This window comes from Qipengyuania thermophila (assembly GCF_004153605.1).
GTDB classification, from domain to species: domain Bacteria; phylum Pseudomonadota; class Alphaproteobacteria; order Sphingomonadales; family Sphingomonadaceae; genus Qipengyuania_B; species Qipengyuania_B thermophila.
In genome coordinates, this window is record NZ_SDSI01000001.1 from 47,737 (window position 1) to 72,153 (window position 24,417).

19 protein-coding genes are annotated in these 24,417 nt (G+C 68.5%); 13 read left to right on the forward strand and 6 right to left on the reverse strand.

The annotated features are described in order from the left end of the window. The first annotated feature begins 37 nt into the window (after positions 1-37). Genes ispH through rnhA form a run of 3 tightly spaced genes read left to right on the forward strand, consistent with a single transcriptional unit; the run spans position 38 to position 2,526 of the window. Positions 38-1,045, forward strand: a complete 1,008-nt coding sequence (ispH, locus tag ETO60_RS00245; protein WP_130001708.1) for a 4-hydroxy-3-methylbut-2-enyl diphosphate reductase — start codon at positions 38-40, stop codon at positions 1,043-1,045. A gap of 27 nt (positions 1,046-1,072) precedes the next feature. Next, the gene (locus ETO60_RS00250; RefSeq protein WP_130001710.1) at positions 1,073-2,074 is read left to right on the forward strand and encodes a homoserine kinase; all 1,002 of its coding nucleotides are present in this window, start codon (positions 1,073-1,075) and stop codon (positions 2,072-2,074) included. Next, positions 2,071-2,526 carry a ribonuclease HI gene (gene rnhA / locus ETO60_RS00255; protein ID WP_130001712.1) on the forward strand — a complete coding sequence of 152 codons (456 nt, stop codon included), beginning with the start codon at positions 2,071-2,073 and terminating at the stop codon, positions 2,524-2,526. Before ETO60_RS00250 ends, rnhA begins: the two co-directional genes overlap by 4 nt. A 9-nt stretch (positions 2,527-2,535) precedes the next feature. Here the strand turns inward: rnhA and ETO60_RS00260 are convergent, their stop codons facing one another. Next, complete coding sequence (locus ETO60_RS00260; RefSeq protein ID WP_130001714.1) at positions 2,536-3,648, reverse strand: NAD(P)/FAD-dependent oxidoreductase; 1,113 nt, start codon at positions 3,646-3,648, stop codon at positions 2,536-2,538. After that, positions 3,645-4,664, reverse strand: coding sequence for an alpha/beta hydrolase (locus tag ETO60_RS00265; RefSeq protein WP_130002921.1), 1,020 nt, complete (start codon positions 4,662-4,664; stop codon positions 3,645-3,647). The genes ETO60_RS00260 and ETO60_RS00265 overlap by 4 nt, the downstream gene beginning before the upstream one ends. A 31-nt stretch (positions 4,665-4,695) precedes the next feature. Between ETO60_RS00265 and ETO60_RS00270 the strand changes: the two genes are divergently transcribed. The 7 genes from ETO60_RS00270 to ETO60_RS00300 all read left to right on the forward strand — a co-directional run bounded on the left by ETO60_RS00270 (position 4,696) and on the right by ETO60_RS00300 (position 11,924). Next, on the forward strand, positions 4,696-5,172 hold the full coding sequence (locus ETO60_RS00270; protein ID WP_130001716.1) for an A24 family peptidase: 477 nt from the start codon (positions 4,696-4,698) through the stop codon (positions 5,170-5,172). A gap of 105 nt (positions 5,173-5,277) precedes the next feature. After that, the gene (gene cpaB / locus ETO60_RS00275) at positions 5,278-6,327 is read left to right on the forward strand and encodes a Flp pilus assembly protein CpaB (RefSeq protein ID WP_130001717.1); all 1,050 of its coding nucleotides are present in this window, start codon (positions 5,278-5,280) and stop codon (positions 6,325-6,327) included. Between the two features lie 59 nt (positions 6,328-6,386). Further along, a complete protein-coding gene (locus ETO60_RS00280; protein ID WP_234026232.1) occupies positions 6,387-7,934 on the forward strand; it encodes a type II and III secretion system protein family protein in 1,548 nt (515 codons plus the stop codon). Positions 7,935-7,936: 2 nt separating this feature from the next. Next, on the forward strand, positions 7,937-8,587 hold the full coding sequence (locus ETO60_RS00285) for a CpaD family pilus assembly protein (protein WP_234026233.1): 651 nt from the start codon (positions 7,937-7,939) through the stop codon (positions 8,585-8,587). A 2-nt stretch (positions 8,588-8,589) separates the two neighbouring features. After that, on the forward strand, positions 8,590-9,870 hold the full coding sequence (locus ETO60_RS00290) for a pilus assembly protein CpaE (RefSeq protein ID WP_130001721.1): 1,281 nt from the start codon (positions 8,590-8,592) through the stop codon (positions 9,868-9,870). Positions 9,871-9,922: 52 nt separating this feature from the next. Further along, a complete protein-coding gene (locus ETO60_RS00295; RefSeq protein ID WP_130001723.1) occupies positions 9,923-10,894 on the forward strand; it encodes a type II secretion system F family protein in 972 nt (323 codons plus the stop codon). A gap of 22 nt (positions 10,895-10,916) precedes the next feature. After that, positions 10,917-11,924 carry a type II secretion system F family protein gene (locus ETO60_RS00300; protein ID WP_130001725.1) on the forward strand — a complete coding sequence of 336 codons (1,008 nt, stop codon included), beginning with the start codon at positions 10,917-10,919 and terminating at the stop codon, positions 11,922-11,924. 64 nt (positions 11,925-11,988) lie between these two features. Here the strand turns inward: ETO60_RS00300 and ETO60_RS00305 are convergent, their stop codons facing one another. The 3 genes from ETO60_RS00305 to ETO60_RS00315 all read right to left on the reverse strand — a co-directional run bounded on the left by ETO60_RS00305 (position 11,989) and on the right by ETO60_RS00315 (position 14,592). Beyond that, positions 11,989-12,774 carry an SDR family NAD(P)-dependent oxidoreductase gene (locus tag ETO60_RS00305; RefSeq protein ID WP_130001727.1) on the reverse strand — a complete coding sequence of 262 codons (786 nt, stop codon included), beginning with the start codon at positions 12,772-12,774 and terminating at the stop codon, positions 11,989-11,991. Positions 12,775-12,800: 26 nt separating this feature from the next. Beyond that, on the reverse strand, positions 12,801-13,970 hold the full coding sequence (locus ETO60_RS00310) for an acetyl-CoA C-acetyltransferase (RefSeq protein WP_130001728.1): 1,170 nt from the start codon (positions 13,968-13,970) through the stop codon (positions 12,801-12,803). A gap of 79 nt (positions 13,971-14,049) precedes the next feature. Continuing rightward, the gene (locus tag ETO60_RS00315) at positions 14,050-14,592 is read right to left on the reverse strand and encodes a hypothetical protein (RefSeq protein WP_130001730.1); all 543 of its coding nucleotides are present in this window, start codon (positions 14,590-14,592) and stop codon (positions 14,050-14,052) included. A 220-nt stretch (positions 14,593-14,812) separates the two neighbouring features. Here ETO60_RS00315 and ETO60_RS00320 point away from each other — a divergent pair, with 220 nt between their 5' ends. The 3 genes from ETO60_RS00320 (at position 14,813) to ETO60_RS00330 (ending at position 21,644) form a co-directional block, all read left to right on the forward strand. After that, positions 14,813-17,770 (forward strand): TonB-dependent receptor domain-containing protein, encoded by a 2,958-nt coding sequence (locus ETO60_RS00320; RefSeq protein WP_130001732.1) that lies wholly within the window; start codon positions 14,813-14,815, stop codon positions 17,768-17,770. Between the two features lie 81 nt (positions 17,771-17,851). After that, the gene (locus ETO60_RS00325) at positions 17,852-18,145 is read left to right on the forward strand and encodes a hypothetical protein (RefSeq protein WP_130001734.1); all 294 of its coding nucleotides are present in this window, start codon (positions 17,852-17,854) and stop codon (positions 18,143-18,145) included. A gap of 208 nt (positions 18,146-18,353) precedes the next feature. Beyond that, positions 18,354-21,644, forward strand: a complete 3,291-nt coding sequence (locus tag ETO60_RS00330; protein ID WP_130001736.1) for a TonB-dependent receptor domain-containing protein — start codon at positions 18,354-18,356, stop codon at positions 21,642-21,644. Positions 21,645-21,725: 81 nt separating this feature from the next. On the opposite strand, the gene clpB is transcribed toward ETO60_RS00330, so the two are convergent. Further along, positions 21,726-24,335, reverse strand: a complete 2,610-nt coding sequence (gene clpB / locus ETO60_RS00335; RefSeq protein ID WP_130001738.1) for an ATP-dependent chaperone ClpB — start codon at positions 24,333-24,335, stop codon at positions 21,726-21,728. Between the last annotated feature and the right edge of the window lie 82 nt (positions 24,336-24,417).

Below are 24,417 nucleotides of genomic sequence, written 5' to 3' on the forward strand. Positions count from 1 at the left end.
CTAGCCGCCGCGTCGCGGAAGCGCTAGAGGGAGGAAGATGAACGCCCACTTGCCTGTGTCCGCCGCCCGCGAGCCGCGCACCCCGCCCACCGCCGGCGCGGCCGCAACCCGGCCGGGTCTCACCCTGCTGATCGCCGCGCCGCGCGGTTTCTGCGCCGGGGTCGACCGCGCGATCGAGATCGTCAAGCGCGCCCTCGAACGCTATGGCGCGCCGGTCTATGTCCGGCACGAGATCGTGCACAACCGCTTCGTGGTGGACTCGCTCAGGGACAAGGGCGCGGTTTTCGTCGAGGAACTGGACGAGGTGCCGGATGACCGGCCCGTGGTGTTCAGCGCTCATGGTGTGCCGAAGTCGGTGCCGGCGGAAGCACGGCGGCGGGACTTGATCTATGTCGACGCCACCTGTCCTCTCGTCAGCAAGGTGCACCGCCAAGCCGAACGCCAGCTGGAAAAGGGGCGTCACATCCTCTTTATTGGCCATGCCGGCCACCCGGAGGTGATCGGCACGATGGGGCAGGTGCCGCCGGGCACCATCACGCTCGTCGAGACGCTGGAACAGGCGCAGGTGGTGACCCCGCCCGCCGGCGTGCCGCTGGCCTATCTCACCCAGACAACCCTTTCGGTCGACGACACAGCGGCGATCACGGCGGAGCTCGAGCGGCGCTTTCCCGACATCGCCGCGCCCCGGGCCGAGGACATCTGCTACGCGACATCCAACCGCCAGGCCGCGGTGAAGCAGATCGCGCCGGGCAGCGATCTGGTGCTGGTGATCGGCGCGCCGAACTCCTCCAATTCGCTCCGCCTCGTCGAGGTTGCCGAACGCTGCGGCACGCCGGCGCGTCTGATCCAGCGGGCCGCGGACATCGATCCCCTCTGGCTTGACGGCGTCGGCACCATCGGTCTCACCGCCGGCGCGTCGGCTCCCGAGGCGCTCGTGCGCGAGGTTGTCGACCACCTTGCCCAGTGGCGGACCATCGAGGAGCGCACGGTCGTCAGCACGGAAGAGAACATGATCTTCAAGCTGCCCCGCGAACTCACCGACTAGGGCCGGCGCGATCGGGCAGGACCGGCGGTGGCGGTCTACAGCGACTATTCCCCTGCGGAACTCGCCGCCCTGCTGCGCCCGTGGGATGTGGGAGACCTCGAACGGGCGCAACCCATCGCCGCCGGCGTGTCGAACAGCAACTGGCATGTCCACACCCGGCGCGGGGCCGCACGGACACGCCATGTCCTGACCGTCTTCGAGCGGCGCATCGACCCCGCCGAACTGCCGTTCTTTCTCGGCCTCGTCGATCATCTCGGACGCGGCGGCCTGCCCGTGCCGGCGCCCGTCCCCACGGTCTCGGGGGAGCTGTGGACCTGGCACCGGGGCAAGGCGGCGGCGCTGCTGCACTTCCTGCCCGGCGAGGTGATCGACCGCCCCGATGCCGCCCAGGCGCGATCGGCAGGACGGGCGCTCGCCCGCATCCATCTGCGCGCCGCCTCCTTCGCGAAAGGACGCCGCCAGACGCTGGGGCGCGCGGCGTGGCGCAGGATGCTGGACGCGGTCGGGCCGGACAGGCTGGCGACGCTGGCTCCGGATCTGCCGGCGCTGCTGGCCGAGGAGCTGGCGTTCCTCGACCGGAACTGGCCCGACCGCCTGCCGAGCGGGATTGCCCATTGCGACCTGTTCCCGGACAACGTGCTGCTGGACGGGGCGAGGGTCACGGGACTGCTGGACTTCTACTTCGCCGCCACGGATTTCTACGCCTATGACCTCGCTATCGCCGTGCTCGCCTGGTGTTTCGACGAACGCGACGGTGCGTTCGCGCGCCCCCGGCTCGAAGCGATGATCGCCGGATACGAGGAGCACAGGCCGCTGCTCGCCGCGGAGCGCCGAGCCATGCCGGTGCTGCTGCGCGGCGGCTGCCTGCGCTTCATCGCCTCGCGCGCGGCGGACTGGTTCGATGCCGACGCGCCGAGCGCCGGAGGTCGCAAGGATCCCCTCGCCTTCGTGCGGCGGCTGCACGTCTGCCGCTCCCTTGATGCAAGCTTCTTTTCCGATCCGCCGCAAGGTGCCATAGCCGGGGCATGAAGCATGTCGAGATCTTCACCGACGGTGCCTGCAAGGGCAATCCGGGACCGGGCGGATGGGCCGCGCTGCTGCGCATGGGGCGGCACGAGAAGGAACTGAGCGGCAACGAGAGCGAGACGACCAACAACCGGATGGAGATGATCGCCATCATCCGCGGACTGGGAGCGCTCATCGAGCCGTGCATGGTGACGGTGCACACCGACAGCCGCTATGTCGTCGATGGCATCACCAAATGGGTGCATGGCTGGAAGAAGCGCGGCTGGATCAGCGCGAGCCGCAAGCCGGTCCGCAACGCCGATCTGTGGCATGAACTCATCGCCGCCGCGGCGCCGCATCAGATCGAGTGGGTCTGGGTCCGGGGACATGCAGGACACCCGGAGAACGAGCGCGTCGACCAGATCGCAAGCCGGCAGGCGGAACAGGCCCGCGCCGAACTGGCCGCGGCGGGCTGAACGCCGCCGTCAGCCGAGTCGCTCCGGGCCGAACGGGCGAAGATCAAGATCGGCGGTCATCGCGGAGCGGCCACTGCCCGCGACCGCCTCCGCCATCAGCCGCGCCGCGGCCGGCGCGGTCTGGATGCCCGAGCCGCCCTGCCCGGCGAACCAGATGAACGCACGGTCGCCCGGGTCGGGTCCGTACACCGGCAGCCGGTCGGGCGCGAAGCTGCGCAGTCCGGCCCAGCGGCGCTCGACCGCCTCGACCCGCCAGCCGGTGGCTTCCTCGAGGCGGCTGATGGCGACGGCGACATCGAGTTCCTCGGGCGCCGCGTCGCATGGGGGGCTGGGAGTCTCGTCATGGGGGCTGAGCCACAGCCGGTCGCCTTCCGGGCGGAAGTAGAACCGGCCGCTGATGTCGAGCACGAGCGGAAGGTCGCGGGGTGCCGGCGGGTCGACGCGCACCTGCACCACGGTGCGGCGCAGCGGCTGGATGCCCGGCGCGCGCAACCCGGCGGCCGCGGCGACGCAATCGCTCCATGCCCCGGCGGCATTGACGAGCGCGCCGGCGGTCAGCGTGCCGCCGCCGTCCAGGCGAAGACGCCAGCCTGACCCGGTGCGGTCGATCGGCCCGACCCCGGCCTTCACCCGCAACCGCACGCCGGCGGCGGCGGCGCGGCGCAGATAATGCTGGTGCAGCGCCGCGACGTCGATGTCGGCGCAGTGCGGCTGCCAGATCCCGTGGACCCAGCGGGCGCGCAGCTGCGGCACACGACGCTGAAGATCCGCCGCGCCAAGCCGGTAAAGCTCGGCGCCCGTGGGGGCGAACCGCGCCAGAAAGGAGTCCACCTCGGCCTCCGCGTCGGCCTGTGCGATGTAGAGCGCGCCCCGCTCGCTAAGAAAGCCGCGGTCCCGTAGATAGGCACCCGAGGCGCGGGTGAGCGGAACGAGCGCCGGCCCGCCGTAGCACTCCTCCCAGAACGCCGCCGACCGTCCCGTGGTGTGGTAGCCTGCCACACTTTCCCGCTCCAGCAGGAGGATCCGGGTGTCACGAGGAAGCAGCGCCGCCAGCTCCGCCGCGATGCTGGCGCCAGCGATGCCTGCCCCGATCACGGCGATGTCGCACGCCTCGTCCGTCATCGAGCAGGCGCGGCGGCACGGTCGAGAAAGCCGGCGATCGCGGCCATCGCGCGGCCGCGCACGCCGTCAGCCTCGCGCAGCAGCTCGTGCCGCGCCTCCGGGCCGAAGCGCATCAGCGTGGCTCCGGGGATGCGGCGCGCCGCTACCGCGATCGCGCGGTAATCCACCAGCCGGTCGTGTTCCGCCGCCAGGATCAGCACCGGGATGTCGATCCGCTCCAGCACGCCGGGAGCGAAAAGCGCCCGCATCGACGCATAGGCCCGCTCGACCCAGCCCCAGCTTCCCGGCCCCATCGCGAGGTCGGGGCGCGCGTCGCGCCACCACAGCTCGTCGGCATACCGGTCCGCATCGTGGGTCAGCAGCTCCTGCCGCGCGGCGGGCACCGCGCCCGGTTTTTCGCTCCAGCGCCAAGCCGGCCGGGCCGCATCGCCCATGCGGCACATCGCGCGCGCCACATGATGCAGCATGAAGACCGGCAGCGGCGGCCCGACGAACCCCAGCATCGGCGCTGACAGCACGAGCGCTGCGGGCCGGACCCTGTTTTCCGCGACCGCGCGCAGAGCCAGATGCCCGCCCATCGAGTGCGCGACCAGCACGTGCGGAGCCGGCGCGGCGGCACGCCACTCCTGCCAGAACGCGGCAAGATCATCGATCCACTGGCGGAAATCCTCGACATGGCCGGTGAACGCGTCACGGCCCAGCCGGCCCGATCCCGCCTGCCCGCGCCAGTCAAGGGCGGTCACCGCCCAGCGGGCGTCGTGCCACTCGCCGAAGGCTTCCAGATATTTCTCGTAGGCGTCGCCGCGTCCAGGCAGGAACAGCAGCGAACCGCGCGCGCCGGCGCCCGCAGCCCAATCGAAGCGCCGGATGACGTGCCCGTCCGGCGCCGTCCACCGCGCCTCCCGCGCATCGTCGGGAATGCTGCGCCGCCGGTGGCCGGCAGTCCCCCCGGCAGGCTCAACGCCGGCAACATGGTTACCGTTTGGTAAGCCCTGCTGCGTAAGACCCTTCGTCATCGACGCGACCTGTGCCCGAACGGATTGAACCATGACCAATGACGCGCTGTACTACGGACTGCTCGGAATGCTGGCAATCGCCCTGCTGGCGGCGGCGTTCACCGACCTGCGCGAACGCCGGATCGGCAACCGCCTGAACGCGGCGGTGGCGCTCGGCGCACCAGTGTACTGGTGGGCGGCGGGGTTCTCCCTGTGGCCGGAGGTTGCCCTGCAGATCGGCTTTGCGGTGCTCGTCGCGGCCGTCCTCATCGGCCTGTGGTCGCTGAAGTTCATCGGCGGAGGCGACATCAAGCTGCTCGGTGCGCTCGCGCTGTGGATCACGCCCTGGTCCTACGGCACGCTGCTGATCGTCATGGCGCTGGTCGGCGGCCTGCTCACGATCCTCATCGCCGCCTTCCACGTCGCTGCCCGGCGCAAGGGTCGCCCGGTCATCCCGTACGGGGTTGCGATCGCCGCCGGCGGGCTGTGGGTGCTCGGCATCGACATGGCCGGACTGACCGGCGTCTGAGGGCGAGCCGCAACAACCACATCTTAACCACTGCACGCATACACACCGAAACCATACGGGGCCCGTCCCAGACGGAGCGGGCGGACAGAGGGGGCTGACACGGCCATGGACAAGAAGAAACTGGTTCTGCTCATCGGCGCGCTGATCGTGGCGGTCGGCACCGCGATGGTGGCGCGCTCCATGTTCGCCGGCGCGGCCGCACCGACGGCACAGGCGGCAACCACCCTGCCGCAGAAGAACGGCCCGAGGGTGCTTGTGGCGCAGCGCGCGCTGCCGGCCGGCACCATCATCACCGCCGAGGCGCTGCGCTACCAGGAGTGGCCGGACGAGCTGGTCCAGGACGCCTATTTCCTCGACGGCAACTCGAACATCGAGGCGCTGCTCGGCACGGTGGTGCGGTTTCCAATCACCGCCGGCCAGCCCGTCACCCAGGGAGCGCTGGTGAAGCCGGGCGAGCGCGGGTTCCTGGCCGCGGCGCTTGGTCCGGGCATGCGGGCCGTCACGGTGCCGGTCTCGGATGAAACCGGCGTTGCCGGCTTCGTCTTCCCCGGCGACCGGGTCGATCTCGTCCTGACCCAGTCCGTCGACGGCGACAACGGGGAGAGCCTCAAGGCCGCGGAGACCATCCTGCGCAATGTGCGCGTCCTCGCCACCGACCAGTCGATGAAGGAGGAGAAGAACGAGCTGGGCGAGATGGTCGCCAAGACCTCGCGCACCGTCACCCTCGAGGTCACGCCGCGGATCGCCGAAAAGGTCGCCGTGGCGCAGTCGCTGGGCACCATCAGCCTCTCGCTCCGCTCGCTGACCGACACGGTCGGCAGCGTCGAGGAGGCGCTGGCGTCCGGCGACGTGCAGATCCCGGCCAACGCCACGCCGGAGGAGGAGGAGCGGATCCTGCGCCGCCTCGCCAGCCGGCCGCAGGACACCCGCGGCACCTACTCCACCGGCGGCGACGTGTCGCGGTTCCAGCGCCGCACCCTGCCTCCACGTCGTGGCCTGGGCGGCGGCGGCAGCGAGGCGCCCGTCATCACCGCACAGCCGGCCGGCTATGCACCCGCCGCTGCGCCCGGCGGCCAGCCTGCCGAGGTGCGCCCCACCGGCCCGATCGTCCGCGTCGCCCGCGGCAACACCACCACTGCGGTGCCGGTGAAGTGATGACCGCGACCGATCCGTCATCCGCCCCGCGTCGCCTGCCGAACCTGAAAGGCAAGACCATGAAACGCCTGACCGCAACCCTGCTCGTGGCGACTGCCGCCCTGCTGCCGACCCCCGCCTTCAGCGGCGCGGCGCAGGCCCAGGCCGCCTCGCCCGCCCGCCAGACGATCGTGATGTCGATCGGCAAGGGCCAGCTCATCACCATCCCCGGAACCATGAGCGACATCTTCGTCGCCGATGACCGGGTCGCCGACGTCCAGGTGAAGTCGCGCAACCAGCTCTACGTGTTCGGCAAGGCAGGGGGCGAGACGACGCTTTATGCCAGCAACGCCGCCGGCGACATCGTGTGGTCGGCCAACGTCCGGGTCGGATCCAACATCGACAGCATCGACCAGATGCTCGCCCTGGCGATGCCCGACGCGCAGATCTCGGTCGCCACCATGGGGACCAACACCGTGCTGCTGACCGGGACGGTCGCGGCGCCGGAGGATGCGGCCGAGGCCCAGCGCCTCGTCCAGGCCTTCACCGGCGAGAACTTCAACGTCATCAGCCGGTTGCGGATGGCCGTGCCACTCCAGGTCAACCTCCAGGTCCGCATCGCGGAAGTGCGCCGGGATTTCGTCCGCGCCATCGGGGTGAACCTTGCCAGCGGCGACTCCACGGGCGGCTTCCAGTTCGGCATCGCCGGCGGGCGGGGCGCCTTTCCGCAGTACACGCCGGGCGGGCCGCTCGGCACCGGACTGACCGAGGGCGCCGATGGCAGTTCCATCGTCAGCCGGCTCGGCGGGGCAACCACCATCGCCGCCTTCGGCCGCTTCCTCGGGCTCGACATCGCCTCGGCGCTCGACCTCGCCGAGCAGCAGGGGCTGGTCACCACTCTGGCGCAGCCGAACCTCACCGCCCTGTCCGGCGAGACGGCGGATTTCCTTGCCGGTGGCGAGTTCCCGATCCCGATCCCGCAGGGCATCGGCCAGACCACGATCGAGTACAAGAATTTCGGCGTGAGCCTCGCCTACACGCCGACCGTGCTCGCCAACGGGCGCATTTCGCTGCGCGTGCGGCCGGAAGTGTCGGAGCTGTCCAGCTCGGGCGCGGTCGTGCTCAACGGCTTCCGTGTCCCCGCGCTGACCACGCGGCGGGCCGAAACCACGGTGGAGCTGGGATCCGGGCAGAGCTTCATGATCGCCGGGCTGCTCAGCAACAGCGCGCAGAACACGCTGGAGAAGGCGCCGATCCTCGGCGACCTGCCGATCGTCGGCAACCTGTTCCGCTCGCGCAGCTTCCGCCGCGGCGAGACGGAGCTGGTCATCATCGTCACGCCGTATCTCGTGCGTCCGGTGAACGCCCGCGACGTGCGCCTGCCGACGGACGGGTTCCGCGCCCCGACGGAGGCGCAGGCGGTGCTGGGCTTCCAGGAGAACGACGGTGTCAGCGGCGCGGTCCGGCCCGAGCCGACCGCCCGCGACGCGCAGGGACAGGCGCCGGGCGTCTCTCCCGGCATCTCGCACGCGCACCCTCCGGCTCCGGCCGCCGCGCGCTCCGGGCGCGAACAGCAGCGCGCCGAGGCTGCCGTTCCCGGCTTCTCCTTCAATCCGAAAGGCAACTGACCATGACGGGCAAACCACTGACGACACGCATGGCCTTTGCGCTTGCCGGATGCGCGGTCGCGCTCGGCGGATGCGGAGGCATGCCGGGCAACCGTTCGCTCGACAGCACCAAGCAGGCGGTGGTCGAACGCACGACCATGGCGCTCGACCTGTCGACCAGCTTCGACGGGCTGCCGATTGCCGAGCGGCAGCGGCTGGACGGATGGTTTCAGGCCATGAACCTGCGCTACGGCGACCGGGTGGCCGTCAACGACAGCGCCGGCAATCCCGCGACGCGTCAGGCGGTGGCGGAACTGGCGGGACGCTATGGCCTGCTTCTCAGCGACGCCCCGGCGTTCGCCGCCGGCTCGGCACCAGCCGGTCAGGTCCGGGTGGTCGTGGTCCGTTCGGTCGCCAGCATGCCCGGTTGCCCCGACTGGTCCGCGCGCAGCGACATCAATCTCGCCAACGCGACCTACCCCAATTTCGGCTGCGCCATCAACGGCAACCTCGCGGCCATGGTCGCCAACCCCGAAGACCTGATCCAGGGGCAGGCCGGCACCGGCGAGACGGTGGTCCTCACCTCCACCAAGGCGATCAACAGCTATCGCGAGCAGGCGCCCACCGGGACCGGCGGCCTGAAGGAAACCAGCACCAGCGGCGGAGGTAACTGAGCATGAACGCACCTTGGAAAAGCGGCATGGGCGGCCGCGATCCGTTCGCCGCCTTCCTCTGCGACGAAGCGGCGCTGGACGTGCTGCGCCCGGTCGTCATCGAGATGGGGTGGCAGCCCGAGAAATGCGCCAAGGGCGGGCTGCGCAACGCGGTCCAGTCCCTTTCCGTCTCGGCCAGTCCGAACATCCTGATGGTGGACCTGTCCGAAAGCGGCGATCCGCTCAACGACATCAACGGTCTCGCCGAGGTGTGCGAACCGGGCACGGTGGTGATCGCGGTGGGGCAGGTGAACGACGTGCGGCTGTACCGCGACCTCCTTGCCAGCGGGATTCAGGACTACCTGCTGAAGCCGCTCTCGGCGACGCAGCTTCGCGACGCGCTGAACCAGGCGCAGGCCATCTTCGCCGCCCCCAAGGCGGGGGATAACCACGCCGCGCGGCGCCACATCTCGACGGCGGTGGTCGGCACGCGCGGGGGTGTGGGCGCCTCGACACTGGCGACGTCGCTCGCCTGGCTGTTCAGCACCACGCACAAGCTGCCCACCGCGCTGCTCGACCTCGACGTGCATTTCGGCACGGGCGCGCTGGCCATGGATCTCGAGCCCGGCCGGGGTCTGACGGACGCGATCGACAATCCGAGCCGCATCGACGGCCTGTTCATCGAACGCGCGATGATCCGCGCCAACGACAACCTGGCCATCCTGTCGGCGGAGGCGCCGATCAACTCGCCGCTGCTGACCGACGGCACCGCCTTCCTGCAGCTGCAGGAGGAGTTCCGCCAGGCGTTCGAGATGACGGTGGTGGACCTCCCGCGCAACATGCTGATCAACTTCCCTCACCTGCTGGCCGACGTGAACGTGGTCGTGGTCACGACCGACATGACGCTGGCCTCGGCGCGGGACACGATCCGCATCCTCTCCTGGCTTAAGGCCAACGCCTCGCACGCCACGACGCTGGTGGCGGCGAACAAGGTGCAGACCGCGGCGGCCGAGATCTCCAAGGCGGACTTCGAGGCGTCGATCGAGCGCGGCATCGATTTCTTCATCCCGTACGACCAGAAGGCGGCGGCGCACGCGGCCAAGCTGGGCCAGCCCTTCGTTCAGGCGAACGGCGCGAGCAAGCCGGCGGCGGTGATGGCGCAGATCGGCGAGACCATCATCGGCAGCGCGGACGAGCAGTCCGACAGTCCGGCGAAGGGCAAGAAGTCGCTGCTGGGCGGATTCGATCTCAAGTCGATGATCTCCCGCAAGGCGGGAAAGACGGCGCAGAAGGTCGGGGCCTGACCGGGGTGCCGGATCGACGGCGCCGCGTGCCGGATCGTGAAAGGGTGACGCGATGAGCTTTGTTCAGACCATGCTGCTGGCCGCGGGACTGCTCGCGCTGATGATCATGGGCTACATGCTCGTGAGCGAGCCGTCCACAGGCAAGGCCACGCAGCGCCGCCTCCAGGCGGTCCGCTACCGCCACTCGGACAGCACCGACGCCAAGGTCGAGAGCCAGCTGAAGAAGGCGATCGCCGCGCGCAAGCCGAAGGTCCACCACGCCGCCGGCTCGCAGTCGCGGATCCAGGCCCTCGCCCTGCGGCTCGACCGCACCGGCAAGAACTGGACGGTCACGCAGTACATCTACGTGTCGCTGGGCCTTGCCCTCGTGGTGGCGCTGCTGCTCTATGTGAGCTTCGGCACGCTCGCGCTTGCCCTGCTGTTCGGCGTCGTCGTCGGTGCCGGCCTGCCTCACCTGCTGGTCGGGCGGCTGATCACCAAGCGGACCAACGCCTTCAACGCGAAGTTCCCGGACGCCATCGAGCTGCTCGTGCGCGGCCTGCGTTCGGGTCTGCCCGTCACCGAGACACTTTCGGTCGTCGCCTCCGAGGTTCCGGCGCCGGTGGGCACGGAGTTCAAGACGATCGTGGAACGGATCAAGATCGGCCGGACCATGGAGGACGCGCTGCAGGAGACCGGCGACAAGCTCGGCATTCCCGAGTTCAACTTCTTCTGCATCACCCTCGCCATCCAGCGGGAGACCGGCGGCAATCTGGCCGAGACCCTGTCCAATCTGAGCGACGTGCTGCGCAAGCGCGCGCAGATGAAGCTCAAGATCCGCGCCATGAGCTCGGAGTCGAAGGCCTCGGCCTACATCGTCGGCGCCCTGCCGTTCCTCGTCGCGGCCATGATCACCTGGATCAATCCCGAGTATGTCAGCGGGTTTGTCACGGACCAGCGGCTGATCGTCGCCGGCATCGGCGGCGCGATCTGGATGAGCATCGGCGCCTTCATCATGGCCAAGATGGTCAGCTTCGAAATCTGACGCGCAGGAAGGGGCTGCACGCATGAACACTCCCGCCGGACCGACCCTGCTGGGCGTCGACGTCATCATGATGGGCACCGTGCTCGCCGCGGTGGCGGCGATGGCGGTCATGCTCGCCATCTACGCGGCGGTCACCGTGCGCGATCCGATGGTCAAGCGCGTCAAGGCGCTCAACGCCCGGCGCGAGCAGCTCAAGGCCGGCATCGTCACGAGCAACGCGAAAAAGCGGCAGAGCCTGGTCCGCAAGACCGACACCACCGAACGGGTCAAGGACACCCTCGGCCGGATGAAGGTCCTCCAGGACACGCAGATCCAGGACATTCAGCAGAAGCTCGCCTATGCCGGTTTCCGCAACAAGGATCTGGCCGTGCTGGTCATCATGGCCCGGCTGGTCCTGCCGATCGCTTTGGGTGGCCTGGTCGGCCTCGCGGTTTACGCCTTCGACTTCTTCCCGGACTGGGGCCAATTCAAGCGGTTCATCGCCTTCGCCGGCGCCACCCTCCTCGGCTACAAGGGGCCGGAAATCTATCTCAAGAACCTGGCCACCAAGCGCACCGAGGCCATTCGCAAGGGCCTGCCCGACGCGCTCGATCTGCTGGTCATCTGCGCCGAAGCGGGTCTGACGGTCGATGCCGCCTTCAACCGCGTGGCCAAGGAACTCGGCCGTGCCTATCCCGAGCTTGGCGACGAGTTCCTGCTGACCTCCATCGAGCTGAGCTTCCTCAGCGAACGCAAGAAGGCTTTCGACAATCTTGCCTACCGCGTCAATCTGGAGGCGGTGAAGGGCGTGGTCACGACCATGGTCCAGACCGAGAAGTACGGAACGCCGCTAGCCTCGGCGCTTCGTGTGCTGTCGGCCGAGTTCCGCAATGAACGGATGATGCGCGCGGAGGAGAAGGCCGCGCGCCTGCCGGCGATCATGACGATCCCGCTGATCCTGTTCATCCTGCCGGTGCTGTTCATCGTCATCCTCGGTCCGGCCGCCTGCGACATCTCCGACGCATTCAGCGGCGGGGCCATCGGCGGCTGAACCACAGCGGCGCCGGACCACGGCGCGGGCGCGGCGCGGACACGCCGCTCCCGCGCTGCGCGGTTCAGCGGGGCGCCATCCGGATGGCGCCGTCGAGGCGGACGTCCTCGCCGTTGAAGTAGCCGGTCTCGATCATGCACAGCGCCAGCCGGGCATACTCCTCCGGCCGGCCGAGGCGCTTGGGAAACGGCACGGAGGCGTTGAGCGCCTCGATCGCCTTTTCCGGCAGGCCCATGAGCAGCGGCGTGTGGAAGATGCCCGGCAGGATCGTGTTGACCCTGATGCCTTCGTTCATCAGGTCGCGCGCGATCGGCAACGTCATTCCGACGACCCCTGCCTTGGACGCCGAATAGGCTGCCTGGCCGATCTGGCCATCTTCGGCCGCGACGGAAGCCGTGTTGACGATCGCCCCGCGCTCGCCTTCGTCATTAAGCGGGTCAAGCGTCATCATCCCCGCCGCCGATTTCGCGATGCAGCGGAAGGTGCCGATCAGGTTCACCTGAATGACGAACTCGAACGCGGACAGCGGGTAGTGCTTGATCTCGCCGGTCTGCTTGTCCCGGCTGGCGGTCTTGATCGCGTTGCCGATGCCCGCGCAGTTCACGAGGATCCGCTCCTGCCCGTGCGCCTGGCGCGCGGTGGCGAACCCGGCATCGACATCCTGTTCGCTGGTGACATTGACCTTGCAGAACACGCCGCCGACCTCGTCGGCAAGCGACCGCCCCTTCTCCTCGTTCATGTCGAAGATCGCCACCTTGGCGCCCTTCGACGCCAGCAGCCGCACGGTGGCGGCACCCAATCCCGACGCTCCGCCCGTCACCACGGCGGGCGTGCTGCTGCCGACATCCATTCCCGTTCTCCTGTCTGTCTGAAAGGTCAGAGCGCCTCGACGATGGTGACGTTGGCGACGCCGCCGCCCTCGCACATCGTCTGCAGGCCGTAGCGCTTGCCCCGCGCCCTGAGCGCATGGACCAGCGTGGCCATGAGTTTTGTGCCGCTGGCGCCGAGCGGATGGCCGAGCGCGATGGCGCCTCCGTTGACGTTCAGTCGCTCCGGGTCGGCGCCGGTGTGCTTCAGCCAGGCGAGCGGCACGGAGGCGAACGCCTCGTTGACCTCGAACAGGTCGATGTCATCGATCCGCATGCCGGCACGCTCGAGCGCGCGGTCAGTGGCGAACAGCGGCTCTTCCAGCATGATCACCGGGTCGCCGGCCGTCACCGTGAGGTTGACGATCCGCGCCAGCGGCGTCAGCCCGTGACGTTTCAGCGCCTCTTCCGACACGACGAGCACCGCGCTCGACCCGTCGCAGATCTGGCTGGCCGACGCGGCGGTGATCCGGCCCTCGGGGCTGAGCAGCTTGACCGAGGCGATGCTTTCCAGCGTGGCGTCGAAGCGGATGCCCTCGTCCACGTCGTGCTGTTGCGGCCCGTCGGGCGTGTCCACCTCGATCGGGACGATTTCCCTGGCAAAGGCCCCCTCCTGCGTCGCCGCCTTCGCCCGCTCGTGGCTGCGCAGCGCGTAGCGGTCCAGTTCCTCCTTGGACAGGTCGTGCTTCTGCGCCATCATCTCGGCGCCGACGAACTGCGACCACTGGATGCCGGGATATTTCGTTTCGAGGCCGGGCGACTTGTAGTGCCCCAGCCCCTCTTTCATGTGGAACATGGCGGTGGACCCCATGGGCACCCGCGACATGCTTTCGACCCCGGCGGCGATGACGACATCCTGCGTGCCGCTCATCACCGCCTGCGCGGCAAACTGGATCGCCTGCTGCGAGGAACCGCACTGCCGGTCGATGGTCACGGCCGGGGTCGACTGCGGCAGGCGCGAGGCCAGCACGGCGTTGCGGCCGACCTGCATCGCCTGCTCGCCGCCCTGACTGACGCAGCCCATGATCACGTCGTCCACGGCGCCGGGGTCGATCCCGCTGCGCTCGACCACGGCGTTCAGCGCATGAGCCGCGAGATCCACCGGGTGAACCCCGGCCAGACGCCCGCCGCGTTTGCCGCCCGCCGTCCGGAGCGCATCGACGATATAGGCGGTGGACATGACGACGCTCTCCCTCGTTGCTGTTTGCAACGGGTTTACGGCGGCCGCCCCGGAGGGTCAAGCCGGGGGGCGGTGCGCCTCAGCGGACGCGCACTGCGCGCAGGCCCGGCCGCCCGGCGACGGACAACCTGTAGCTGCCCAGCAGGCCGCGCGTGACGGTCGCCTCCTGCCCGACACGCGGCAGTGTCTGGAAGTAGCCGCTCTCCGTCGTCTGCCACACCGCATCGTCGATCTGCACCAGCCAGTTGCCCGAGCGCGTCGTCTGCACCGCCCGGATGGTGCCCGTGACCGATTCCGGTTCCTCGTCCGCGCCACCGTCCCGCACACCCGGAAACAGCCGCACTCCGCCGAGTGGCAGGCCGAACAGCGACCGGCGGGCCGCGCGCACCTCCTCGATGCTGGTGACGGCGATCCGGCCTTCCCGCCGCTCCTCCTCCAGCGCCGCGACCGTACGGTCGTAACAGGCGAGCCGTTCGGCATCGGCCGGCAGGCTCCTGCAGTCGACCACCGCCCGCAACGGCGCCGGCGGCTCGGCGGAAGCACTGCGTCCTTCCTGCGCCGCAGCCGGCAACGCCAGAACCGCCGCCCACGCGGCCAGAAGCACTCGGCAAGACCTCGTCATGTCAGCAAATCCTCGACCCTCAGCCTCAATCAGCCCCGCCTTTTTGCGCCGGCGCGCCTTGAACAGCAATGTTGCTGTTTTGCGACAGTGCAGATGGATCATGAGGCGCGGCGGCACTGCGCGATTGCGGGGCGCATTGTTCCTGAATAACCACCGCAGCCAATCACGCCTCGCTGCGGGCGGCGCGTGCATTGTCGAATCACCAGCAAGGACGTCATCCATGTCGCAATCCTACCGCCGTCACCTGATGACCGGATCGCTCCTCGCGAGCGCGTTCGTTCTCGCTCAGCCCGCTTACGCGCAGGCCGCCCGGGACCAGAACCGCCCGGCCGAGAACCTCCAGGTCGCCCCGGCCGAAGCGGCGCCGGACAGCCAGTTCGAGCCCGGCTCTGAAATCGTCGTCACCGGCACGCTGATCCGCAACCCCAACATCGAAGCGTCGGCGCCCGTGACCTCCATCGGCCGCGCCGAAGTCGAGCTGCAGCAGGTCAACGTCGCCGAGGAACTGCTGCGCGAGATCCCGGGCGTCGTGCCCTCGATCGGCTCGCAGGTGAACAACGGCAATGGCGGCGCCTCCTTCGTCAACCTGCGCGGCCTCGGCACCAACCGCAACCTGGTGCTGGTTGACGGGCGGCGCATCGTGCCGGCCAACATCGGCGGCGCGGTCGACCTCAACAACATCCCGCTCGCCCTGCTCGAGCGGACGGACGTGCTGACCGGCGGCGCCTCGACCACCTACGGTGCGGACGCGGTCGCCGGTGTCGTGAACTTCGTCACCCGCCGCAACTTCGCCGGCATCGATCTCGGCCTCAGCCAGCAGATCACCGAGCGCGGCGACGGCAACATCTTCCGCGGCGACCTGACGGTCGGCGCGAACTTCGACGATGGCCGCGGCAACGCCGTGCTGTCGGTCGGCTACCAGAACGCCAACCCGGTGTTCCAAGGCGCGCGCGACTTCTCGCGGTTCAACGTCGACTCCGTTTCCGGCAATGCCGGCGGTTCGGGCACCAGCGTGCCGACCCGCGTGTTCATCCCCGGCACCGGCACCCGCGTGCTCGACAACGGCGTGTTCCGCCCGGCAACGCCGGCTGATGCGTTCAACTTCAACCCGTTCAACATCTTCCAGACGCCGTTCGAGCGCTTCAACATCTACGGCGCCGCTAACTACGAGGTGACGCCGGGGATCGAGGTCTATGCCCGCGGCCTGTTCTCCAAGAACACGGTCTCGACCATCATCGCTCCGTCGGGCGCCTTCGGCTCGCAGCTGACCTTTGGCGTGAACAACCCGTTCCTGAGCGACGCGGCCGCCAACACGCTGTGCCTCGCCTCCGGCGCGACGCAGGCGGCCTGTACGGCGGCGCGCACGGCTGCTCCGGGTTCGGCGGCGGACATCCGCCTGACCAACATCGTGCAGCGCCGCTTTGTCGAAGGCGGCGGTCGCGTGTCCGAGTACACCACCACCCTGTTCGACACGGTGATCGGTGTCCGCGGCGACATCACGGACAACATCGGCTTCGACCTGTTCGGCTCGTACGGCGAGAGCGAGAACACGCAGCGCCAGCGCAACAACGGCCTGCTGTCGCGTCTTCGGCAGTCGGTGGATGCGGTGCGCCTGCCGAACGGGCAGATCGCGTGCCGCAACACCGCCAATGGCTGCGTCCCGCTCAACATCTTCGGCGGGCCGGGCAGCATCACGCCCGAAGCGTTCAACTTCATCAACGCCTCGGCCAGCGGCTCCAACATCGCCAGCCTGGCGACGGTGCGCGGTGTCATCTCCGGCGATATCGGCTTCACCTCGCCCTGGGCGACGGAAGCGTTCGGCTTCGCCATCGGCGGCGAATACCGCGACTACAGCGCCGGCCGCTCGTCCGACATCGCTCAGCAGACGCCGGGCGAGGTGCTGGGCAACGGCGCCGCGTCGCCGGACGTCCTCGGCGGCTATGACGTCAAGGAAGCGTTCGTCGAAGTGATCGCGCCGCTGATCGTCGACCGTCCGCTGTTCCACAGCCTGCAGCTCGAACTCGGCGCCCGCGTGTCCGACTACTCGACCACCGGCACGAGCTGGACCTACAAGATCGGCGGCAGCTGGGAACCGGTGCCGAGCATCAAGTTCCGCGGCGGCTACAACCGTGCGACCCGTTCGCCGAACGTGGCCGAACTGTTCGACCCGCTGCGCACCGGTCTCGACAACAGCGCCATCGATCCGTGCCAGCTGGCTCTGCCGACGCTGAACGCCAACCTGCGCGCGGTCTGCCTTGCGCAGGGCGCGCCGGCGAGCACGATCGGCAACATCCAGCCGCCGTCGGCCGGCCAGATCAACATCACGTTCGGCGGCAACCCGAACCTCGATGTCGAGCGGGCCGACACCTACACCGCCGGTGTGGTGCTGCAGCCGGTGTTCATCCCCGGCCTGACGATCAGCGCGGACTACTACAACATCAAGGTCACGGACGCGATCACCTCGCCCACCGTGGGCGACGTGTTCTTCCGCTGCTTCGGCACCTCGTCGTTCAGCGCCACCACCCCGGTTGATCCGGGTGCCGGTGCCGCGACGAACCCGGCGTGCACGGCCATTCGGCGCAACCCGGTCACGGGCGGCATCGACGGCGACGTGTCGACGACGCCGGGCCTGCCCCTGCCGCTGACGAACCAGGGCATCATCCGCAGCAGCGGTGTCGACCTGATCGCCAACTACCAGCGCGATCTGGGCTGGGCCGGTCTGGCGCTCAGCTTCGCCGGCAACTGGACCGACAAGTCGCAGTTCCAGCCGACCCCGCTGAGCGAGAACCTGGAGTGCGTTGGCCAGTACGGGCTGGACTGCGCCTCGCCGCTGCCCGAGTTCTCGTTCTCGCAGCGCACCACGCTGACGTTCGACCGGGTCTCGCTGTCGCTGCTGTGGCGCTTCATCGACGATCTGCGGGTGCAGGATGACGCCGCCGGCGACTTCCAGCCGCGCTTCGAACGGATCGACGAGAAGCACTACTTCGACCTGTCGGCCCGCTACGAGATCACCGACCGGGCCAACATCATCTTCAGCGTGTTCAACCTGTTCGACAAGGATCCGCCGATCGTGGGCAGCACCATCGGTGCCACCGCCTTCAACAGCGGCAACACCTATCCGTCGACCTACGACCCGCTGGGCCGTCGCTACGCTGTGGGTGTCAACCTGCAGTTCTGAGGCCGGCAAAATCGGTGAACGGGAAGGGGGTCGCGTCTGCGGCCCCCTTTCTGCTATGGGGAACCCCGAGGAGACATGATCATGCGGACGACCAGCCTGAGCCTTGCCGCGTTCCTGACGGCCTTTGTCACGGCCCAGCCTCTCGCAGCCCAGCAGCAGGCGGTTGACGCGTCAGGGGCGCCCCACGCTGCGGCTGAAGGCGCGCCGACCGGCCCGGAGCCGCAGATCTGCCGGGTGCAGGACGTGACCGGTTCCCATGTGCGCAAGCGCAAGGTGTGCCGCACCGCGGCCGAGTGGCGGCGCCTGGCGGACGACCACCGTGCCCAGGCGCAGGAATATGTCGAACACGGCCGCGGGGGCTCACGCGGCAACTGAGGCGCCGCCCCCGCTTCCCAGCGGCCGCGCAACGATGTTTCGCTCGCCGCCGCCCCCGCCGCACCTTCTTGTTGCATTTGGGTGACATCCGCTGAGAAAGCTTCAGCCCCGCTCGTTCATTTGCCCTTCATCGGCTTGCGGGGCATTGCCTGCTTCGGCTTTAACGGTCTCCGCCTTGCCTTTGGCTCGATAAGGGGACTGTTTGAACATGAGACATGCTTTCGCGAAGGCCATGACCGGCCGCGCCGCCCTGTTTACCGGCGCCGGCGTCGTGGCGCTCGCCGCCGCCGCTCCGGGGTTTGCGCAAACCACCGCCACGATCCCGGACGAGGAAGAAGTCGCGCGGACGAACACGGGCACGACGGGCGAGCAGATCATCGTCACCGGCTCGCGCATCGCGCGTCCCAACCTCGAGTCGACCACTCCGATCGCGTCGGTCACGGCGCAGGACCTGACCGAACGCGGCACGCCGAACATCGGTGACGCGCTGGCCGAGCTGCCGGCGCTGGGCTCTGCCTTCACCCAGGCGAACTCGACCCGCTTCATCGGCACCGCGGGCATCAACACCCTCGACCTTCGCGACCTTGGCTCGGCGCGGACGCTGGTGCTCGTCAATGGCCGCCGTCACGTGACGTCGCAGCCCGGCACGTACGATGTCGACACCAACACCATCCCGTCCGACCTGCTCGAGCGGGTCGACCTGGTGACTGGCGGCAACTCGGCCGTTTACGGGTCCGACGCCATCGCCGGGGTGGTGAACTTCATCCTGCGCCGCGACTTTGACGGCGTGCGGGTGCGCGGACAGGCGGGCCTGTCGGACGAGGGCGATGCGGCGGGATATTTCGCCAGCATCACGGCGGGACGCAACCTGTTCGACAACCGCCTGAACGTCGCGTTCTCTGCGGAATGGGACCGGCAGGACCAGCTGCTCTCGCGGCAGCGCGACAGCTTCACCGGCGCGCTTTCCGGCTTCCCCAACTTCACGACAACGGAACCGACCACCACCTACAACCCGCTGACGCGCACCACCACTCCGGTGCCGAACCGCAACAACAACGGCATCCCGAACACCACGCTGGTCCGCGGCCTGCGCTTCGCGCAGCTGAACGAGAACGGGATGCTGCAGACGGTCTGTCCGTACCTCACCAACGCGCAGTACGACGCGCTGTCTCCAGCCGCCCGCGCGCGGCATGAGCAGCGCCTTCAGCTGAGCTGCGCCTCCGTCACCCGCGACCCGCAGGGCCGCTTGGTTCCGAACAGCTTCACCCCGACTGGCGGGGGCGTGAACCATTTCTGGTCGTTCGACCCGACCGGCCAGTTCCTCGTCCGGAGCGTGCCGACCGGCGACCTGCGCCCTCAGGGTGGCGGCGTGATCGGCGGGCTGGGATCGACCGGTCTCGAAGAGGCGCAGCTGCGGCCCGAGCTGGAGCGTTATGCCTTCAACGTCCTGCTGAATGCGGATCTCGGCACGGCTTTCCGTCCCTTCCTCGAAGCGAAGTATGTGCGGATCGACGCCGTCCAGCAGTCGACCCAGCCGACCTTCTCGACCGGCCTGCTGCGCAGCACCTTCCGCCTCGACAACCCGTTCCTGACCCCTCAGGCACGGCAGCAGATCATCGAGATCAACGGCCTCGACCCGGCGGCGCCGGCAGTGGTGAACGGGACGCAGACCTTCCAGTCGTTCCGCTTCAACTACGACCTCGGCACGCGGTCGGAAGATCACCGACGCGAGCTGTGGCGCATCGTCGGCGGCGTGGCGGGCGACCTGTCCACCACGGGCAACCTGCGCTACGAAGTGGCGCTGAACTACGGCCGGTCGGAGACGTATTACGACACCGGCGGCAACATCAACATCGCGCGCTACAACAACGCCACTGACGCCGCGCGCGATGCCAACGGCAACATCGTCTGCCGCATCAACCTCAACCCGGCCACGGCCGATCCGGCGTGCGCCCCGCTCAACCCGTTCGGGTACGGCAACGCCTCGCAGGCGGCCCGCGACTACGTCCTCGCCGTCTCCTCGCGCGAGCAGTGGGCAGAGCAGCTCAACGCCACGGCGTTCATCTCCGGCGACAGCAGCGGGTTCTTCAACCTGCCGGGCGGCCCGGCCGGGTTCGCGCTCGGTGTCGAGTACCGCCGCGAGGACGCGTTCTCGGCCTATGACGACTTCACCGTCAGCGGGCAGAGCTTCCTCAACGCCATCGGCGCCTTCGATCCGCCGGCGCAGACCATCCGCGAAGCCTTCGCGGAACTGCGGGTGCCGATCCTTGCGGCCGTTCCGTTCTTCAACGAACTGACGGTCGAGGGCGCGGTGCGCGTCTCCGACTACAACACGCAGGACGATCTCGTCTGGGCGTACAACGCCGGGGTGATCTGGTCGCCGTTCCAGGATCTGCGCATCCGCGCGGCCTACGGGCGGGCGGTGCGGGCGCCGAACATCGGCAACCTGTACTCCACCCAGTCGGAAACCTTCCTCAACGGCCTCGTCGATCCTTGCAACCAGACGGTCATCAACGAGAACCCGAACCGCGCCCGCAACTGCGCCGCGGCGGGTATCCCGACGACCATCGTGGTGGGCGGCGAAACCCGTCCGTGGACGAACGTCGCCGCGTCGGGCATTTCGGGCTTCAATCAGGGCAACCCGAACCTGTCTCCCGAAAAGAGCGACAGCATCACGGTCGGCTTCGTCTACCAGCCGTCGTTCCTGTCCGGGTTCTCGTTCTCGGCCGACTACTATGACATCAAGGTGTCGGAAGTGATCAGCGGGCTGGATCCGCAGGCGATCATCAACCGCTGCTACGATGATCCGGTGGGTCTCGACAATCCGTTCTGCGCCGCGGTCTTCCGTCGGCGGACGAACGATCCGCTGACCGACTTCACCTTCCAGGGTCAGCAGAACCGGACCTTCCCCGGCGTGCCGCAGATCGACATTCCGCGCATCGGCCCCTCGTTCATCAACCAGCCGTTCAACTTCGCTGAACTGCGGGCGCGGGGGATCGACTTCGAGGTGGCCTATGTGGGCGCCCTGTCGGACACGATCCGCCTGAACTCACGCCTGCTGGTGACGCACAACCTCGAACGCGAGAACTTCACCTTCATCACCGATCCGGAACGGTCCACGCGGCTCAACGGCGTTCTGGGCATTCCGGAGTGGGCGGCGAGCCTGTTCTCGACCCTCGACTTCGGCGAGGTGGACTTCTCCTACAACGCGCGCTTCGTCAGCCGCATGACCGTGGGCGCGTGGGAGACGCAGTTCTCGCATCAGGGTCGTCCGCCGGAAAACCCGGACGCGTTCCCGTTCACCCACTATCCGGACATCCTGTACCACAACATCCGGTTCGGCTTCGAACCGGAAGGCACGCGGTTCCGGTTCTACGCGGGTGTCGACAACGTGCTCGACCAGCTGCCGCCGTCGCCGCTCGACGGACGCGGAGCGGGCAGCGGGATCTACCCGAACGTCGGCCGCTTCTTCTACGCGGGTGCCGTCTTCACCTTCTGACCGTAAGGCAGAGCCGCAAAGGAAAGGGCTCCGGCATGATGCCGGAGCCCTTTCCGTTTGGCCAAGGAATGGACGATCGGATCAGGCCGCCTGTGCATTGGCGGCCGCGCTGCCTTCGACCACCATGACGAGCTCGCCGTCGCCTTCGTCGATGCGCACCGTGCTGCCGTCGGTCACTTCGCCCATCAGCAGCTTCTCGGCCAGCGGGTCCTGCAGGTAACGCTGCACCGCCCGTTTCAACGGCCGGGCGCCATAGACCGGATCGTAGCCCACCCGGCCCAGCCACTTGCGCGCCGCTTCGCTGAGGTCGAGGGTGATCTTCCGGTCGGCCAGCAGCTTCTGCACCCGCGCGACCTGTAGATCGACGATCGGCGCCATGTGCTCCTGTCCCAGTCGGTGGAACAGGATGATCTCGTCGAGGCGGTTGAGGAACTCGGGACGAAAGTGGCTCCTGACCACCTCCATCACCTGCGGCTCGACATCGGCGACGCTCTGGTCCTCGGTGATGGCCGACAGATACTGGCTGCCGAGATTGGATGTCAGGATGATGAGCGTGTTGGCGAAATCGACCACCCGCCCCTGCCCATCCGTCAGCCGCCCGTCGTCGAGCACCTGGAGCAGCACATTGAAGACGTCGGCGTGCGCCTTTTCGACCTCGTCGAACAGCACCACCTGATAGGGGCGGCGCCGCACCGCTTCGGTCAGCACGCCGCCCTCCTCGTAGCCGACATAGCCCGGAGGCGCGCCGATCAGCCGCGCCACTGCGTGCTTCTCCATGAACTCGGACATGTCGATGCGGACCATCGCGCTGTCGTCGTCGAACAGGAACCCGGCAAGCGCCTTGGTCAGCTCCGTCTTGCCCACCCCGGTCGGGCCAAGGAAGAGGAAAGAGCCGAGCGGCCGGTTGGGATCCTGCAGCCCGGCGCGGGCGCGCCGCACCGCCTTCGACACCGCCGACACCGCCCGTTCCTGGCCGATCACGCGGCGACCGAGGATCTCTTCCATCTTCAGCAGCTTCTCGCGCTCGCCGGCCAGCATGCGGTCGACCGGGATGCCGGTCCAGCGGCTCACGACCGCCGCGATGTCATCCTCCGTCACCTCTTCGCGCAGCAGCGCGTTGGCGGTTTGCCCCTGCGCCTCGGCCAGATGCCGCTCGAGTTCGGGGATCCGGCCGTAGGACAGCTCCCCCGCCCGGGCCAGGTCTCCTTCGCGCTGCGCCTGCTCAAGCTCGATACGCGCCTGATCCAGTTCCTCCTTGAGCCGGCTTTCGGCCTGGATCTTGTCGCGCTCTCCCTGCCAGCGGCTGGTCAGTTCGGCGGATTGCTGCTCCAGATTGGCCAGTTCGGCGCGCAGGCTGCCAAGCCGGTCCTGCGATGCCTTGTCGGTCTCCTTCTGCAGCGCCTGTTCCTCGATCTTGAGCTGGATGATGCGACGATCGAGCGCCTCGATCTCTTCCGGCTTCGATTCGACCTCCATGCGGATGCGGCTGGCGGCCTCGTCCATCAGGTCGATCGCCTTGTCCGGCAGAAAGCGGTTCTGGATGTAGCGATGCGACAGCTGCGCCGCGGCGACGATCGCGCCGTCGGTGATGCGCACGCCATGATGCAGCTCGTACTTGTCCTTGATCCCGCGCAGGATGGAAATGGTGTCCTCCACGCTCGGCTCGTCGATGTAGACAGGCTGGAAGCGGCGCTGGAGAGCCGGGTCCTTCTCCACATACTTCTGGTACTCGTCGAGCGTCGTGGCGCCGATGCAGTGCAACTCGCCGCGCGAGAGCGCCGGCTTCAGAAGATTGGACGCATCCATGCTTCCTTCGGAGGCGCCGGCGCCGATCAGCGTGTGCATCTCGTCGATGAACAGGATGATGTCGCCTTCAGCCGCCTTCACCTCGTCGAGAACGGCCTTCAGCCGCTCCTCGAACTCGCCGCGATACTTCGCCCCGGCGATCAGCGCTCCCATGTCGAGAGACATCAGGGTGCGGCCCTTGAGGCTGTCCGGCACGTCGCCATTGGCGATGCGCAGCGCCAGCCCCTCGGCGATGGCGGTCTTGCCCGTGCCCGGCTCGCCGATGAGGGCAGGATTGTTCTTGGTCCGCCGTGCGAGGATCTGGATCGTGCGGCGAATCTCCTCGTCCCGGCCGATGACCGGATCGAGTTTGCCGTCGCGCGCCGCCTGCGTCAGGTCGCGCGCATACTTCTTCATGGCATCGTAAGCCTGTTCGGCGTTGGCGCTGTCCGCAGTGCGGCCGCCGCGCAGCTGGGTGATCGCCTGCTCCAGCGCCCTGGCATCGACACCGGCGGTCTTGAGCGCCTGACCCGCCGACGTCGTGGTCGCCAGAGCGAGCGCAACCAGCAGCCGCTCCACGGTGACGAACGAGTCGCCCGACTTCTCCGCGATCTGCTGTGCCTGGTCGAGCACGCGGACAGCGTCATTGTCGAGCCCGGGCGTCTGCTGCGCGCCGCCGCCGGTCACGGCCGGGATCCGGCCAAGTGCCGCATCCACTTCCGCCTGCACACGCCGCGGATCGCCCCCGGCGCGGGTGATCAGCCCCGACGCCATGCCTTCGCCGTCGTCGATCAGCGCCTTCAGCAGATGGATCGGCGCAATCCGCTGATGATTGAGGCGAATGGCCGTCGTCTGCGCGGCCTGCAGGAAGCCCTTGGCGCGGTCGGTGAATTTCTCGAGGTTCATGTGCTCTCCCTCACAAGCAGTCTGGCGTCAGATAGTGTTGCAGTTTTGCAACGCAAGAGGTGACGACATTTCGCGCCGATCG

Excerpts from the sequence above, each read along its gene's own strand:
- ispH (WP_130001708.1), top strand. The coding sequence starts at position 38 with ATGAACGCCCACTTGCCTGTGTCCGCCGCCCGCGAGCCGCGCACCCCG.
- rnhA (WP_130001712.1), top strand. The coding sequence starts at position 2,071 with ATGAAGCATGTCGAGATCTTCACCGACGGTGCCTGCAAGGGCAATCCG.
- ETO60_RS00260 (WP_130001714.1), bottom strand. The coding sequence starts at position 3,648 with ATGACGGACGAGGCGTGCGACATCGCCGTGATCGGGGCAGGCATCGCT.
- ETO60_RS00265 (WP_130002921.1), bottom strand. The coding sequence starts at position 4,664 with ATGACGAAGGGTCTTACGCAGCAGGGCTTACCAAACGGTAACCATGTT.
- ETO60_RS00270 (WP_130001716.1), top strand. The coding sequence starts at position 4,696 with ATGACCAATGACGCGCTGTACTACGGACTGCTCGGAATGCTGGCAATC.
- cpaB (WP_130001717.1), top strand. The coding sequence starts at position 5,278 with ATGGACAAGAAGAAACTGGTTCTGCTCATCGGCGCGCTGATCGTGGCG.
- ETO60_RS00280 (WP_234026232.1), top strand. The coding sequence starts at position 6,387 with ATGAAACGCCTGACCGCAACCCTGCTCGTGGCGACTGCCGCCCTGCTG.
- ETO60_RS00285 (WP_234026233.1), top strand. The coding sequence starts at position 7,937 with ATGACGGGCAAACCACTGACGACACGCATGGCCTTTGCGCTTGCCGGA.
- ETO60_RS00290 (WP_130001721.1), top strand. The coding sequence starts at position 8,590 with ATGAACGCACCTTGGAAAAGCGGCATGGGCGGCCGCGATCCGTTCGCC.
- ETO60_RS00295 (WP_130001723.1), top strand. The coding sequence starts at position 9,923 with ATGAGCTTTGTTCAGACCATGCTGCTGGCCGCGGGACTGCTCGCGCTG.
- ETO60_RS00300 (WP_130001725.1), top strand. The coding sequence starts at position 10,917 with ATGAACACTCCCGCCGGACCGACCCTGCTGGGCGTCGACGTCATCATG.
- ETO60_RS00305 (WP_130001727.1), bottom strand. The coding sequence starts at position 12,774 with ATGGATGTCGGCAGCAGCACGCCCGCCGTGGTGACGGGCGGAGCGTCG.
- ETO60_RS00310 (WP_130001728.1), bottom strand. The coding sequence starts at position 13,970 with ATGTCCACCGCCTATATCGTCGATGCGCTCCGGACGGCGGGCGGCAAA.
- ETO60_RS00315 (WP_130001730.1), bottom strand. The coding sequence starts at position 14,592 with ATGACGAGGTCTTGCCGAGTGCTTCTGGCCGCGTGGGCGGCGGTTCTG.
- ETO60_RS00320 (WP_130001732.1), top strand. The coding sequence starts at position 14,813 with ATGTCGCAATCCTACCGCCGTCACCTGATGACCGGATCGCTCCTCGCG.
- ETO60_RS00325 (WP_130001734.1), top strand. The coding sequence starts at position 17,852 with ATGCGGACGACCAGCCTGAGCCTTGCCGCGTTCCTGACGGCCTTTGTC.
- ETO60_RS00330 (WP_130001736.1), top strand. The coding sequence starts at position 18,354 with ATGAGACATGCTTTCGCGAAGGCCATGACCGGCCGCGCCGCCCTGTTT.
- clpB (WP_130001738.1), bottom strand. The coding sequence starts at position 24,335 with ATGAACCTCGAGAAATTCACCGACCGCGCCAAGGGCTTCCTGCAGGCC.